Raw genomic sequence first — 14,715 nt, 5'->3', positions numbered from 1 at the left:
GACCCTCTGCCAACCTGTCCATGTTCAGTTTTTTCAAGAAGAAACCGGTCGCGCCGGAAGCCGCGCTCGCCGCGCCGGCCGCAACGCCTGCGGCCCCTGCTCCTGCCGCGCCAGCCAGCGCCGAGACTGCGGCGCCGCTGGCGTTCGAAGTCGACACTGCCGCCAAGCCGGAGCCCAGGCAAGGCTGGATGAGCCGCCTGAAGGCTGGCTTGTCGAAGACCTCCGCCAACCTGTCCATCCTGTTCGTCGGCGCCAAGATCGACGAAGACCTGTATGACGAGCTGGAAGCGGCGCTGCTGATGTCCGATGCCGGCGTCGAAGCCACCCAATACCTGCTTGACGCGCTCAAGCGCAAAGTCAAGGAAGAGAAGCTGCTGGACGCCGCCCAGGTCAAGGAGGCGCTCAAGCAGCTGATGACCAGCCTGCTCCAGCCGCTGCAAAAGCCATTCGAACTGGGCCGCCACCAGCCGCTGGTGATGATGATTTCCGGCGTCAACGGCGCCGGCAAGACCACCACCATCGGCAAGCTGGCCAAGCATATGCAAGCCCACGGCCAGTCGGTACTGTTGGCTGCCGGCGACACTTTCCGTGCCGCAGCGCGCGAACAGCTGATGGTGTGGGGCCAACGCAACAATGTGACCGTGATTTCCCAGGAATCGGGCGACCCGGCGGCCGTGTCCTTCGACGCGGTGCAGTCCGGCAAGGCGCGCGGCACCAACGTCGTGATGATCGACACGGCCGGCCGCCTGCCGACCCAGCTCCACCTGATGGAAGAGCTGAAGAAGGTCAAGCGAGTGATCGGCAAAGGCATGGAAGGGGCGCCGCACGAAACCCTGCTGGTCATCGACGGCAATACCGGCCAGAATGCCCTGGCCCAGGTGAAGGCTTTCGACGATGCGCTGCAATTGTCGGGCTTGATCATTACCAAGCTCGACGGCACTGCGAAAGGCGGCATCCTGGCCGCCATCGCCCGCGTACGCCCGGTTCCGGTGTACTTCATCGGCATCGGCGAAAAGATTGAAGACCTGCAGCCGTTCAATGCGGCTGAATTTGTTGAAGCACTGCTCGCATAAGCGGCCTACATGATCGAATTCCAGCACGTCAGCAAACAGTATTCTCCCGACGGTGTCGCGCTGCGCGACATTTCCTTCACCATTGCCAAGGGCGAGCTGGTCTACCTTGCCGGCCCTTCCGGCGCCGGCAAGTCGACCCTGCTGAAGATGATTGCCGCCATGGAGCGCCCGACCTCGGGCAAGGTGCTGGTGAACGGCCAGGACATCGGCGCCCTGAAGCGCGCCGGCATTCCCTTCCTGCGCCGCAACCTGGGCCTGATCTTCCAGGAGCAACGCCTGCTGAACGACCGTTCGGTGCTGGCCAATGTCATGATGCCGCTGCTGGTGACCGGCTCGCCGCGCGCCGCCGCCGAGCAGCGTGCCCGGGCCGCCCTCGACAAGGTAGGCTTGCTGGACCGCGCCGACGGCCAGCCGCTGGCCCTGTCCGGCGGCGAGCAGCAGCGCGTGTCGATCGCACGCGCCATCGTCAACCGCCCGCAAATCATCCTGGCCGACGAGCCGACCGCCAACCTGGACCGCGCCAGCGCCAACCGGGTGATCGATGCGCTGCATGCCTTCCACTCGGTCGGCGTGACTTGCCTGATTTCCTCGCACGATGAACAGATCCTGGACGCCGCGGCACGCGTGATCCATCTCGAACGTGGCGAACTGATGAGGGAAGCCGCATGAGCACCTGGCTGCGCCACCACCTGTTCGCCCTCGGCTCTGCACTGGTGCACGTGCGCCGGGCGCCAGGTTCTTTCCTGTTCAATATCCTGGTGGTCGCGATTGCGCTGGCCCTGCCCTTCATGGGCGTGACCTTGCTCGACAATGTACGGCCGATGTCGGAGCAGATGGCGGTCGAGCCTGAACTCAGCGTCTTCATCAAGGCCGACACGCCGCGCGAACAGGCCACCGGGCTGGCCTCCTCGCTGCGCAACATTGCACCGACGGCCAAGATCATCTTCACTTCGCGCGAAAAAGCGCTGGAACAGCTCAATGCCAAGAGCGGCTTGTCCGACGTGGTCGCCACCCTGGGCGAGAATCCGCTGCCGGACAGCTACGTGGTGAAGCTGAACGCCTTCCAGGACGCGGCCGAAGGCAGCAAGATCGACAGCATCGCCGACCAGATGCGCGCCCTGCCGGGCGTGGAATCGGTGCAAGTCGATTCGGCCTGGGTAAAACGGCTGGCTGCCCTGCTGGGCGTGCTGCGCCTGGCCCTGCTCCTGCTGGCCGCCACGCTGGCCACGGTGGTGGTGGCGGTAGTGTTCAATACCATACGCCTGCAAGTGATGACCCAGCGCGAAGAAATCCTGGTGTCCAAGCTGATCGGCGCCAGCGACAGTTTCATCCACCGCCCCTTCTATTACACCGGCGCCCTGCTCGGCCTGTGTGCCGGCGGCGTGGCCCTGGGCGGCGTGGCGCTGGCCCTGCAGCCCCTCAACCGGGCCATTGCAGAGTTTGCAAGACTGTATGCCTCCGAATTCCAGCTGGCTCCGCTCGATCCCCTGGGCACGGCCGGCCTGCTGGCCCTGTCCGCCGGCCTCGGCCTGATCGGCGCCCTGCTCTGCGTCCAGCGTCATCTTTCCAGGCTAAATTGAAAGTTGAAAGTCGGGGTCAGGTCTGGCAATCCGCCACAATGTGGCGGATTGCCAGACCTGACCCCGACTTTCAACTTCATCGTGCGTACCCGCACGGAGCCGCGCCCCTGCCCGCCTTATCCTGACTTTGATCCAACGCAAGGAATAGCGCTTTGCCGATAGTGTTTTTGCTATCAGAGCCATAAAATCCCAGCAATTGGCACTCACCAAGGGAGAGTGCTAATATATGTTCAGAACGGCATGATAGAGGTTAAGAATCATTTAAGTTCTGTCGTGCATGCTGGTAACTCTGAAAAGCATTCCCTTCAAGCGAGGATAGACAAGATGACCGCAACAAACGCACTGGTACCTGCCGGCAGCAACGCGCTGACCCTTGGCTTCAGCGGGAGCCTGGGCAACCTGGACGCTTATATCTCGGCTGTCAATCGCCTGCCCATGCTGACCCATGAGGAAGAAGTGGCGCTGGGCAAGAGCCTGAAGGAAAAGAACGATATCAAGGCCGCGGAAACGCTGGTGACTTCTCACCTGCGCCTGGTGGTGTCGATCGCGCGCGGCTACCTGGGCTATGGCCTGCCGCACGGCGACCTGATCCAGGAAGGCAATATCGGCCTGATGAAGGCAGTCAAGCGCTTCGACCCCGACCAGGGCGTGCGCCTGGTGTCCTATGCCATGCACTGGATCAAGGCTGAAATCCACGAATACATCTTGAAGAACTGGCGCCTGGTCAAAGTGGCCACCACCAAGGCCCAGCGCAAGCTGTTCTTCAACCTGCGCAGCCACAAGCAGGGGCTCGACGCCATGTCGCCGGCGCAAATCGACGAACTGGCCAAGACCCTGGACGTGAGGCGCGAGGACGTGATCGAGATGGAAACCCGCCTGAGCGGCCGTGACATCGCGCTGGAAGCGCCGTCCGACGACGAAGACGACAAGTTCTCGCCCATCGCCTACCTGTCCTCCGACAATATGGAGCCGACCAAGGTGCTGGAAGCGGAACAGGTGGTGCGCCTGCAGTCCGAAGGCCTGGAAACCGCCCTGTCCAAGCTCGACGCCCGTTCGCGCCGCATCGTCGAGGCACGCTGGCTGGCCAACGACGATGGTTCGGGCGCCACGCTGCATACGCTGGCGGAAGAGTTCGGCGTGTCGGCCGAGCGCATCCGCCAGATCGAAGCGGCTGCGCTGAAGAAAATGAAGGGTGCGCTGGCCGCCTACATGTAAGCCTGCACCCTCCGGCAAAAGCACCGATTCCGCAAGGGTCGGTGCTTTTTTACTTTTGGGCAAGCTTCTTAATGTCGGGAATTTTTACATTCCACATCGCAACTATCGCTAAGCCCTTGATATGGCTGAGTTTGAATTCCTGGCATAGCGATTGCTTAGTAACTCTCAAGCACACTCACTGAGGAGTTACCCATGTTCAAGAAGCTTGCATTGACCGCAATTTGCGCCCTGACAGCCAGCTTGGCCGTTGCAGGCCCGACCAAAGACGGACAAACCTACGGCAATCCACTGGCATTGACGGTTGATTCGGTAATCAGTGCTGGCTGGAATCCTGACGGTGAATCGGTTTGGACCTTTGCCGACTGGATTCACGTAAAAGACCTGGAGGTCCTGTACGTGACGGTGAGCGTCGACACCACCTTCGACTTTGGCATTACGCCGCCAAATGGCGGCAGCGTCCAGGATTTCGACTTCGACCTCTTCCTCGACAACGTTGGGGTGGCCAAGACCCTCCCCAAGCCCAGCAGCTATTCCGCTTACTGGGACGAAGTTTCCCTGACGGCGGGCGTCGTCCACACCTTCAAGCTCAATTCGCTGAACGTGCACGACAACAATACCAATGTCGAATTCAAAGTCATGGCCAACAGCGCCAATGCGCCGACCGACCCGGGCGTTCCCCCGCAAGAGGTTCCGGAACCCGCTTCCTTGGCACTGCTTGGCGTCGGCCTGATGGGCTTGGGGATAGTCCGCCGCCGCCGCACACAATAAGTTGTGAAAACCAACTATAAAAGCTGGCGCCCTCCGGGGCGCTTTTTTTTCGGCGCGACCATACTGTTGAGTGGACTCAACAGTGCAACACGATAGTTTGTAATTTGCTAAGCTGTTCCCAGGCCAGAGGAGAACATCATGCAAGCTAGACTGATCTGTCTGGGCATGGCGGGCCTGGTCCTCGCCATTGCCGCCGCCTGCGGCTCGACCCGCAGCACTGCCGAGGATGCAGCCAGCCGCCCGGCACCACGCACCAGCGCCAGCTACGTCCTGGCACAAGGGGAAATCGTCAAGCTGGCCCCTGCAGTCACGCTCAAGCTCGAGCGTGTCAATGACAGCCGCTGTAAAAAAGGCGCAGTCTGCGTCTGGGCTGGATACATCAGCTACAGCTTCGTGCTGAGCGACCAGCAAGGCAGCTCCAGCTTCGTGCTGGCGGACGCCATGCCGGGGGCCAGCAAGACCGTGACGCTTAATGGGCTGACCTTCACGCTGCTGGGGATGGAGCCGGCAGAACCGCCGTCGCTGAAGGCACCGGCGCCGGATTATCGGGTAAGCTTGCGGGTAAATATTTCCCAGCCAACATAGCTGCCCATGACGCCACATGCCCTGCCCCGACGACTGACGTCCACCATCATCCTTGCGCTGGCGTTCAGCGCCCCGGCCTGGGCCAAGACCCCGGTTGCCAGCGGCGCCGGCGGCGCCGTGGCGACCATCAGCGAGCCGGCCTCGCAGGCCGCGCTGGCGATCCTCGACAAAGGCGGCAACGCGGTCGATGCGGCTGTGGCGGCGGCGGCCACGCTGGGTGTGACCGATCCGTTCAGCTGTGGCGTGGGCGGCGGCGGCTTCATGGTGATTTACCTGGCCAGGGAAAACCGCGTCATCACGCTCGACCATCGCGAGGTTGCGCCGGCAGCGTTCCAGTCCAACGCTTTCGCGCCGGACGGCAAGGCGATGGATTTCCAGACCGCGGTCGCCAGCGGCATGGCCGTTGGCGTACCGGGCACGGTGCGCGGCTGGCATGATGCGCTGGACCGCTACGGCACCATGTCGTTCAAACAGGTGCTGGCCCCGGCCATCAAGGTGGCCCAGGATGGCTTCCGGCTGAACGACAATTTCGTGGCGCTGGTCACGGAAAATGAGAAGAAGTTCGCGCTGTTCCCGGACACCGCGGCGCGCTATATGCGGGACGGCAAGGCACTGCCGGCCGGCACCCTGCTGCGCAATCCCGACCTGGCCAAGACCTACCGCCTGCTGTCCGCCGGCGGCGTGAAAGCCTTCTATTCGGGCAAGCTGGCGCAGGCGATTGTCGACACGGTCAACCGTCCGCCGGTCGCCGCCGGCGTTGCGGTGCGCGCGGGCCGCATGTCGCTGGCCGACCTGGCCAATTACGAAGCGCGCTGGCGCCAGCCGGTGCGCAGCACTTACCGCGGCTATGAGCTGGTCGGCATGCCCTTGCCAAGCAGCGGCGGCGTGACGATTGCCGAAGCGCTCAATATCCTGGAAGGCTTCGACCTGAAATCCATGCCGCGCGAAAAAGCCGAACACCTGTACATGGAAGCGGCGCGCCTGGCCTTCGCCGACCGCAATGCCTACCTGGCCGATCCCGAATATGTGGACGCGCCGGTGGCGGGCCTGGTCAGCAAGGAATATGCCGCACGCCGCCGTGAACTGATCGACCCTACCCAGGCCCGCTACCACGCACAGCCGGGCGATCCCTACCTGTTCCAGCAGGACCCAAGCGTGCCTCTGCGGCCGGCCGCTGCGGCCAAGGCCAGGCTGCTGTCGGAAAGCGCGCACACCACCCACCTGGCCGTGTCGGACAAGGACGGCAATATCGTCGCCTACACCTTCACCATCGAATCATGGGGCGGCAGCGGCATCACGGTGCCGAGCTATGGCTTCATCCTGAACAACGAGATGACGGACTTCGATTTCACCGGCCCGCATCCGAACGTGCCGGAGGCCGGCAAGCGCCCGCGCAGCAGCATGTCGCCCACCATCGCCTTCCGCAACGGCAAGCCGGCCTTCACCGTCGGCAGCCCGGGCGGCGCCACCATCGTGACCACGGTGCTGCAGACCATCTTCAACCATATCGACCTGGGCATGGACATGCCCGCCGCACTGAACGCGCCGCGCATCTCCGAGCGCAACGGCCAGGCCACGTCCGTCGAGCCGGGATTTGCCGGCAGCGTGCAAGCCCGGGCGCTGGAGCGTTTCGGCCAGCGCTGGGATGCCTCGGCCGAGGAGATCGGCGCCGCCAACGCCATCGTCTTCAATCCCGATGGCACGGCGACCGCAGTCAGCGAAGGCAAGCGCCACGGCGCCGGCAGTGCGCTGGTGCAGAAACGCGGGCACTGATCAACCGTGCCGTTCGCGGCTGTCGGCCGGCGCTTCCGCGCGCTCATTGAGGCCATAGTCGCGCACCACGTGGGCAATGCGCAGGCGGTAATCGGCAAACAGCCGTTCGCGCCCCGCCTGCTGGGCAGCGCGATGCGCTTCCACGCGGCGCCATTCCTGCACCGCTTCCTCATCGCGGAAGAAAGAGAGCGACAGCATCTTCCCCGGGTTGGCCAGGCTTTGGAAGCGCTCGACGCTGATGAAGCCGTCGATCTGCTCCAGCGTTGGCTTCAGCCGCGCTGCGATGTCCAGGTAAGCGTCCTTGCGGCCTTCGGCCGGGGTGACTTCAAAAATCACTGCAATCATTGGTGGAACTCCGGTATGCGCGCGTTGAGCGATGCGCGGTAAGTCCAGCTTAGCTGCGGCAGCGGCTTGCTGCGCAGCGCTTCGATACAGCCGGCAGCGATTTGCTGCGCCAGTTGCTGGCCGGGGCAGGCGTGGCGGCCATGGCCAAAGCCGCGACCTGCGTCGCCGAGCAAGACCAGTATCGCCTGCCCCGCCTCGACTGTCACGCCGCCGACCTGGCAGCGCTCCGCGGCGAAACGCCGCGTGTTGACAATGGGCGGATCGCTTTGCATCACTTGCGCCAGCAGCGCGTCGGCATCGTCGCCTGGCGCGCCCTGCTGGAGCGCAACCATGCTGTTGCCCAGCAGCCCTGCCGTCGCTTCGTAGGTTTGCGACAGCAGGCCAACCAGGTTGGCGATGATGGCGTGGTCATCCCGCCAGCCGGCAGCGGCGGCTTCCTTGGCGACGGTTGCGGCCAGCGATCCTTGCGGCGCCGCTTGCAGCAACTCGCGCATGGCGGCCAGCAGGCGCAGGCTCGCCGCGTGCGCCTGTTCGACCTGCTCCGCACTACTCAATGGCGACAGGCAGGCCACGTAGTCGCCCATCCAGCGCGCCACGGCAGGCAACTGGGCGTCGGCGAAGCCAAGCAGGCTGGCGACCGCGCTGACAGGCGCTTCGAATGCCCAGGCGCCGATCGGGCGGCCCTCGGCCAGCAGGCGTTGCGCCACCGACTGCGCGCGCTGCCGCGCCAGCTCACCGCTCGCGGCCAGGGCCAGCGCACGCTGCAGCGCCAGTTTGGGCGCGGCGTGGCGTTCGCCATCGTTCATGCGCACCAGTGCGCCGAACACCTCGCCGGCGCTGCCGCCGGCTATCGCGGCCGGCACGGGTTCGGCCAGCGGCCGCACGCGCAGCATGGTGTGGCTGAGCACCTCTTCCACCAGCGCGGCGCCGGCCGCGACCCACAAGCCGCGCCCCGCATCCCATTCCAGGTTCTGCATTTCATTCCTCCGGCAACGTTCAAGAAATTGCAGTATGCTGAAAAAAGCACAACGACAATTCGCCCACGGCCGAAATATGGATTCCAAACTTGCCAACATCGCCGGCGCCATCGCCGAACCGGCCCGCGCCCGCATGCTGTGCTCCCTGCTGGACGGACATGCACGCACCGCCACCGAACTGTCCGTGGTGGCGGAAGTCAGCCCGTCCACCGCCAGCGCCCACCTTGCACGCTTGAAGGACGAGCAACTGCTTGTGCAGCTCGCGCAAGGCAAACACCGCTACTACCAGCTCGCCAGCCCGGAAGTGGCCAGCGCACTGGAAGCCTTGCTGGTCGTTGCAGGCCTGCCACGCAATGAATTCAAGCCCAATACGCCCGACCGCCTGCGCCATGCACGCACCTGCTACGATCACATGGCGGGTACGGTAGCGGTCAGGCTGCATGACCATTTCGCCGCGCAGGGCTGGCTGGCGGAGGCAAGCGATGGCTACGACTTGAGCACGGCAGGCGAGCAGCAATTCGCGCAACTCGGCCTGGACCTGGCTGCCCTGCGCAAATTGCGCCGCCGCTTTGCCTGCCCTTGCCTGGACTGGAGCGAACGCAAACCACATCTTGGCGGAGCGCTCGGCGCAGCCCTGCTGCAACTGGCCCTGAAACGCGGCTGGGTCGAGCAGGATCTCGACAGCCGCGCGCTGCAAGTACCGCCCAGGGGACAGCGCCAGATGCTGGCAGCCTTCGGTCTAAGCAGCGTTTAAGATTTTGATAAGATGATGCAGTTTCCTGAACTTGTCGGAGACTCCGGACGTGAAAAAACTCATTCGTGAAAACAAAGGCTTCATCGTCTTCCTGCTGACGCTGGGTGTATTCCGCACCGCCATCGCCGACTGGAATCCGATTCCGTCCGCCTCCATGCATCCCAACCTGCTGGAAGGCGACGTGGTTTTCGTCAACCGCATCGCCTACGACCTGAAAGTGCCGCTGACCGACATCTCCGTCAGCCACCTTGGCGAGCCGCAGCGCGGAGACGTGGTCACCTTCTTCTCGCCGGAGGACCGCACCCGCCTGATCAAGCGCATTGCAGCGCTGCCCGGCGACCGCGTCGAAATCCGCGGCGAGCACCTGATCATCAATGGCAAGACCTCTGAATACGCAGTGCTGGGCAATGCCACCGAACATATCGACAAGGTCGGCGACCTGCAGGCTTTGCAGCTGCAGGAACACAATGCCAGCGCCAGCTACAGCATCCAGGTGCTGCCGCAAGTCGACGCCAAGCGCGATTTCGGTCCGGTCACCGTGCCGGCCGACAGCTATCTGATGCTGGGCGATAACCGCAACAACAGCCGCGATTCGCGCTTTATCGGCTTCGTGCCGCGCAAGCTGCTGATCGGCCGCGCCGAACGCGTGCTGGTTTCCGCCGACATCCTGGGCAACTGGGCGCCACGCACGGAACGTATCGGCATGAGCTTGCGGCCATGATCGAATTCCAGGGACTGGCCAAGCTTTACGGCGACTTTCCCGCCGTGCAGCCGCTGACGCTGGCGGTGCAGCGCGGCGAAGTGTTTGGCTTCCTTGGACCGAATGGCGCGGGCAAGACCACCACCATCCGCATGATGATGGGCATCCTGGTGCCAAGCGCCGGCCGCGTGCTGGTCGACGGTCTCGATTGCCAGGCCGACGCCGCCGAAGTCAAACGCCACGTTGGCTACCTGCCCGACAACCCCATCTTCTACGATTTCCTGCGCGGGCGGGAAATCCTGCAATTCGTGGCGGAGATGCACGGCATGCCGCGCAAGGCTGCCGTCGAACGCGCCGTCCAGCTGCTGCAGGAATTCGGCCTGCAGGACGTGAGCGAGGAATTCGCCGTCAACTACTCGATGGGCATGAAGAAGAAGCTGGGCCTGGCCTGCGCGCTGGTGCACGACCCCGCAGTCCTGATCCTGGACGAACCGATCAACGGCCTTGATCCGCGTGCCGCGCGCGAAGTGCAGGACCGCCTGATCGCCAGTGCGGCCGCCGGCAAGACCATCTTCGTCTCCACCCACCTGCTCGACATGGCGCAGCGCATGTGCAACCGGGTCGGCATCATCAACCGCGGCGCCCTGGTGGCCACCGGTTCGCTGGAAGAACTGCGCGGCGCCAGCAGCGCCAACAGCACCCTGGAGGAGCTGTTCCTCAAATTCACCGACGAAGACAGCCTGGCCGCATGATGGACCTGCCCAGCGCGCCGCGTGCATTCTGGCTGCTTGCACGCCTGCGGCTGTTGCGGTTACTGAACATCGGCAACGCCCTGCGCTTGCGCAAGGGCCGGCCCGGCCCCAGCCGCGCAGCCACGCGCGGTAAAAGGAATGCACGCTGGCTGATCACCTTCGTGCTGTCGGCTTTCATGCTGTTCGCCTTCATCAACACCGCCAGCACGTCGCTGCTGAACATGCAGTGCAGGCTGCCGACCGGCAGCCAGTGCGCCGCCGCCGAATCGGACGCCGCCCCGCGCGCCGCCATGCGCAAGGCGGGCAAGGAATTGCAGTCGGCGCCCTTCCATCCGGTACTGATGCAGGCGGCAGCCATGCAGGCCAGCCTGCTGTTCGGCATCGCCTTCCTGCTGCCACTGGGAAGCAAGGAACTGGCGCAGCCGGACTGGGACCTGGAGTGGCTGGTCACGCTGCCGCTGGAACGGCGCACCTTGCTGTTGGCGCGCATCGCCGAGCGCACGCTGGCCAATCCTTCAGGCATCCTGGCGTTATGGCCGATGTGCATGGCGGTGGCCTGGCATTCCGGCTACCGCTGGAGCACGCCATTGCTGGGGGCCGCATGCACCGTGCCCCTGCTGGCCTGTGCCGCGACGATGCGCACGGTGGCCGATACCGGCCTGCGCCTGCGCCTGGCGCCGTCCCAGCTGCGCAACCTGCAGGCCATCGCCTCCGTGGCCAGCATGCCGCTGATGTACCTTGCCATGTCGCTTGCCATGCCGACCGCCACGCTGACCCTCGGCTGGGCCGCTCAATTTCCAGCCTGGACCTTGTGGACGCCGCCGGCTCTTGCGCTGCAGGCGCTGAATGCGCGCGATGCGGCGCATGGCATGGGTTACGGCGCCCTGCTGGCAGCGCAAACCGCGTTCGTGCTTTGGCTTGGCCTGCGCATGCTGCAAACCCTGCTTGCCGACGGCGTGGTCGCCACCAGTTCGCGCGAAACCGGCCGCAGGGGCGCCGTGCGCACGGTTTTCGCCGGCTGGGCGCCCGGCACGCCGCTGCAACGGCGCGAGCTGCGCCTGCTAAGCCGCGACCGCAACTTCCTGGTGCAAAGCCTGCTGATCCCCCTGATCATCTTCGGCAGCCAGCTGGTGCTGAACGGCCAGGTGAAGAACATGCACCAGTTCATCAGCGACCCGGCCCTGCTGTCTTCCGTTGCCTTCGGCCTGGGCGCCTACGTGCTGATGCTGTCGGCCTTCCAGACCATCAACACCGAGGGCCACGCCCTGTGGCTGCTCTACACCTATCCAAAGAGCATTGGCAGCATGCTTGCCGAGAAAGCGCAGCTATGGTCGGTGCTGGCATTGATCTACCCATTGGCCGTTTTCGCGATGGGCCTATGGTTCGGCGTGCCGGCCGATGGACAACTGCTCTCGCAACTCGTCCTGGTCATGGCCGGCATTCCCATTTTCGCGACGATCGCCGTGGCGCTGGGCGTCTGGGCTTGCGATCCGCTGGCGCAGGACATGTACGCCCGCGTGCGCCCCACCTTTGCCTACGCCTACCTGATCCTGTCGTCGCTATACACCTACTCGCTGAATACGCGCGAATGGCATGTGCGCCTGGCGGCGATCGTGCTGCTGGCGTCCCTTGCACTGTCGCTGTGGCAGCGGGCCCGCGACTCGCTGCCTTACCTGCTGGACCCTGCCGCCTCGCCGCCGCCGCGGGTTTCCGCATCGGACGGCATCATTGCCGCCATCCTGTTCTTCCTGCTGCAACTGCTGGTCGCAGGCGCGCTATACCTTGCCGGCAAGCCGGTTTCGCTGCCGACGGTGACGCTGTCCTTCGCCGTTTCCGGCGCCCTGGTCTACGGGCTTGCGCACCTGGTGTATTGGCGCAGCGGAACCAGCGGCGTGCCGCGCCTGTGGCATGGACCGTGGCGCGCCGCATGGCCCAGCGCAGTGGGCTGGGGGTTGTTGATGGCACTGCCCGCGCTGGCCGCTGGCTTCCTGTGGCTGGCCATCCTGCGCCATGCCGGCGCAATGCCAGGCGCGCCACAACCGGTCGCCCTGGTGTGGATGGCACCCCTTGCCGTGCTGGCCGCACCGGTCTTTGAAGAATTCATCTTCCGTGGCCAGGTTTTCGGCGGCCTGCGCCGCTCGCTGCCAGCCTGGCAGGCAATGGCGGCCAGCGCGGCGCTGTTCGCGGTGATCCATCCGCCGTTGGCCATGGCGCCGGTCTTCGTGCTGGGCCTGTGCACGGCAATTGCCGCGGAACGCAGCAAATCGCTGCTGGCGCCCATGCTGGCGCATGCCCTGTATAACGCCGGCATGCTCGCCCTCCAATAAAAAAAGCGGTGGCCTGTTTCCAGGACCACCGCAAGGAAGAACGCCATGGGGGGCGTTTAACGGAGATAAATCGTATTAGCGGGACTGGTGCGACATCATCCAGGCCACGAAAGCTTCGCGGTTGCGCGAGCAGATCAGCACCTTGCCGCGGCCGGAGAAGCGCAGCACCATGCCTTCGCCGCTGGTCACCGAGTTGACCAGGTTGCCGAACAAGCCGCCGCCGGAGCGCGTCGCCACGGCCATCTCGTAGCGCAGGGCGCTGTCCCAGGCCACGACGTGGGCATTGTCGATCACGACTTCCTTGCCCGGCTCCACATCGACTTCATGCAGCGCACCGAAGCCCGACACCACCAGTTGGCCGGAACCGGTCGATTCGGTGACGAAGAAGCCGCCGCTCTGGCCGAACAGCGCATTGCCCACGTTCTGGGTACGCACCCGCAGGTCGATGCCGCTGCTGGCCGCTACAAAAGCACCGTCGCTGATCAGGTACTGGCGCTCGCCGACGTCCAGCACGCGCATGGCGCCCGGCAGGTTGGGCGACAGCAGGCAGTTGCCGTCGCCGCCGGTGGCTTCGATGTTCTGCTGGAAGAAAGACTCGCCGTTCGCCAGGGAGCGCATCAGGGCGCCGCCCAGGCCACCGCGCATCTTGCCTTTCAGCTCGAGCGTGGAATCCATCATCACCATCGCGTTCGATTCGCAGAAGATGCGCTCGCCCTGCTTCATCGACACCTGCAGGAAGGGATCGATATCCCCGGTCACTTTAAAAATCGTCATGGTTTCAGGCTCCCTTCATTTCAAGTTTCTTATGGCGGATCGAGGACCACAGCGATGCCACGATGAACGCCACCCCGATCAGGCCGGTAATCACTTCCGGAATATGGAACTTCATGCTCGCCAACATGATCACTGCCAGAATGCCGATCGCGTAGTGCGCGCCGTGCTCCAGGTAGACATATTCTTCGAGCGTCCCCTTGTGCACCAGGTAGACCGTCATCGAGCGTACGAACATCGCGCCAATGGCCAGGCCCAGCATGATGATCACGACGTCGCTGGTAATCGCAAACGCGCCGATCACGCCGTCGAAGGAGAACGAGGCATCCAGCACTTCCAGGTACAGGAAGCCGCCCACGCCGCCGCGCTTGACCAGTTCACCGGCATTCACGCCGCCTTCTTCGCTCTTCTCCATCCAGGACGACAGCGCATCCACGCCAATGTAGGTCAGCAGGCCCCACATGCCGGCCACCAGCACGATGAATTTCTGCGATTCCTCGACGATGCCGAGGCTGCCCAGCAGAACGCCCATCGAGATCATGGTGGCGATCGAAGACACCTTGCCCAGCGCCCCGAGCTTGCGTTCCACATTGCCCAGCCAGTGCATCTGTTTTTCATGATCGAAGATGAAATTCAGGAACACCATCAGCAGGAAGATACCGCCGAAAGCCGCCACCTCGGCATGGTGGTTGGTCAGATGGGTCGAGAAGGCTTTCGGGTCGTTCAGCGCCAGGTTCCATACATCGGGAATGCTGAGGTCTGCCGCCACCGCCACGATCACCAGCGGGAATACCAGGCGCATGCCGAATACCGCGATGATGATGCCGACGCCAAGGAACAGCTTTTGCCAGAATTCGTCCCAGTTTTTCAGGACGGAGGCATTGACAACCGCGTTGTCGAAGGAGAGCGAGACTTCCATCACGCTCAGGATAAAGGCGATCCACAAGGCCGCCAGGGCGCCACTGACGCCGGTTTGTTGGTACCCCCACCACCCTGCCACAGCAAGACAGATGAAGGAGACCAGGAATGAGATCCTAAAGTGCTTCATCGGTTGACCCTTTCTCGTTGATAAGTCTGGCAAGTCTAAGCCCGGGA

15 protein-coding genes are annotated in these 14,715 nt (G+C 64.0%); 11 read left to right on the top strand and 4 right to left on the bottom strand.

Features of this window, described 5'->3' with window-relative positions:
- Positions 1-20: 20 nt before the first annotated feature.
- The 7 genes from ftsY to ggt all read left to right on the top strand — a co-directional run bounded on the left by ftsY (position 21) and on the right by ggt (position 6,994).
- A complete protein-coding gene (gene ftsY, locus ACN9M3_RS07360) occupies positions 21-1,073 on the top strand; it encodes a signal recognition particle-docking protein FtsY (protein ID WP_426321512.1) in 1,053 nt (350 codons plus the stop codon).
- A 9-nt stretch (positions 1,074-1,082) separates the two neighbouring features.
- A complete protein-coding gene (locus ACN9M3_RS07355) occupies positions 1,083-1,742 on the top strand; it encodes a cell division ATP-binding protein FtsE (protein ID WP_426169278.1) in 660 nt (219 codons plus the stop codon).
- A complete protein-coding gene (gene ftsX, locus ACN9M3_RS07350) occupies positions 1,739-2,653 on the top strand; it encodes a permease-like cell division protein FtsX (protein WP_426169275.1) in 915 nt (304 codons plus the stop codon). The genes ACN9M3_RS07355 and ftsX overlap by 4 nt, the downstream gene beginning before the upstream one ends.
- A gap of 324 nt (positions 2,654-2,977) precedes the next feature.
- Entirely contained in the window at positions 2,978-3,868 is an 891-nt protein-coding gene (gene rpoH, locus ACN9M3_RS07345) for an RNA polymerase sigma factor RpoH (protein WP_426321509.1), read from the top strand.
- Positions 3,869-4,060: 192 nt separating this feature from the next.
- The gene (locus tag ACN9M3_RS07340; RefSeq protein ID WP_426169271.1) at positions 4,061-4,636 is read left to right on the top strand and encodes a PEP-CTERM sorting domain-containing protein; all 576 of its coding nucleotides are present in this window, start codon (positions 4,061-4,063) and stop codon (positions 4,634-4,636) included.
- Between the two features lie 138 nt (positions 4,637-4,774).
- Positions 4,775-5,221 carry a hypothetical protein gene (locus ACN9M3_RS07335; protein WP_426169269.1) on the top strand — a complete coding sequence of 149 codons (447 nt, stop codon included), beginning with the start codon at positions 4,775-4,777 and terminating at the stop codon, positions 5,219-5,221.
- Between the two features lie 6 nt (positions 5,222-5,227).
- Positions 5,228-6,994 carry a gamma-glutamyltransferase gene (ggt, locus tag ACN9M3_RS07330; protein WP_426321506.1) on the top strand — a complete coding sequence of 589 codons (1,767 nt, stop codon included), beginning with the start codon at positions 5,228-5,230 and terminating at the stop codon, positions 6,992-6,994.
- On the opposite strand, the gene ACN9M3_RS07325 is transcribed toward ggt, so the two are convergent.
- Positions 6,995-7,339 carry an antibiotic biosynthesis monooxygenase family protein gene (locus tag ACN9M3_RS07325; RefSeq protein ID WP_426169265.1) on the bottom strand — a complete coding sequence of 115 codons (345 nt, stop codon included), beginning with the start codon at positions 7,337-7,339 and terminating at the stop codon, positions 6,995-6,997. It abuts the gene before it with no gap.
- Positions 7,336-8,316, bottom strand: a complete 981-nt coding sequence (locus tag ACN9M3_RS07320; RefSeq protein ID WP_426169263.1) for a cytochrome P450 — start codon at positions 8,314-8,316, stop codon at positions 7,336-7,338. The genes ACN9M3_RS07325 and ACN9M3_RS07320 overlap by 4 nt, the downstream gene beginning before the upstream one ends.
- 76 nt (positions 8,317-8,392) lie before the next feature.
- Here ACN9M3_RS07320 and ACN9M3_RS07315 point away from each other — a divergent pair, with 76 nt between their 5' ends.
- From ACN9M3_RS07315 to ACN9M3_RS07300, 4 genes are read left to right on the top strand one after another with little or no spacing between them, the layout of a single operon-like run.
- Entirely contained in the window at positions 8,393-9,070 is a 678-nt protein-coding gene (locus ACN9M3_RS07315; RefSeq protein ID WP_426169261.1) for an ArsR/SmtB family transcription factor, read from the top strand.
- Positions 9,071-9,119: 49 nt separating this feature from the next.
- The gene (lepB, locus tag ACN9M3_RS07310; protein WP_426169258.1) at positions 9,120-9,791 is read left to right on the top strand and encodes a signal peptidase I; all 672 of its coding nucleotides are present in this window, start codon (positions 9,120-9,122) and stop codon (positions 9,789-9,791) included.
- On the top strand, positions 9,788-10,522 hold the full coding sequence (locus ACN9M3_RS07305) for an ABC transporter ATP-binding protein (protein ID WP_426169256.1): 735 nt from the start codon (positions 9,788-9,790) through the stop codon (positions 10,520-10,522). Before lepB ends, ACN9M3_RS07305 begins: the two co-directional genes overlap by 4 nt.
- Positions 10,519-12,849 carry a CPBP family intramembrane glutamic endopeptidase gene (locus ACN9M3_RS07300; protein ID WP_426321503.1) on the top strand — a complete coding sequence of 777 codons (2,331 nt, stop codon included), beginning with the start codon at positions 10,519-10,521 and terminating at the stop codon, positions 12,847-12,849. The genes ACN9M3_RS07305 and ACN9M3_RS07300 overlap by 4 nt, the downstream gene beginning before the upstream one ends.
- A gap of 75 nt (positions 12,850-12,924) precedes the next feature.
- On the opposite strand, the gene ACN9M3_RS07295 is transcribed toward ACN9M3_RS07300, so the two are convergent.
- Both ACN9M3_RS07295 and ACN9M3_RS07290 read right to left on the bottom strand, forming a co-directional pair.
- Positions 12,925-13,623: a TIGR00266 family protein gene (locus tag ACN9M3_RS07295; RefSeq protein ID WP_426169250.1), complete on the bottom strand. Its 699-nt coding sequence runs from the start codon at positions 13,621-13,623 to the stop codon at positions 12,925-12,927.
- 4 nt (positions 13,624-13,627) lie between these two features.
- Complete coding sequence (locus tag ACN9M3_RS07290; RefSeq protein ID WP_426169248.1) at positions 13,628-14,668, bottom strand: DUF475 domain-containing protein; 1,041 nt, start codon at positions 14,666-14,668, stop codon at positions 13,628-13,630.
- Positions 14,669-14,715: the final 47 nt, after the last annotated feature.

The sequence above is a fragment of the Pseudoduganella sp. R-43 genome, from assembly GCF_049913255.1.
Lineage (GTDB): Bacteria > Pseudomonadota > Gammaproteobacteria > Burkholderiales > Burkholderiaceae_D > Rugamonas.
The sequence above is the reverse complement of the archived record's forward strand: the minus strand, read 5'-3'. Positions and strand labels throughout refer to the sequence as shown.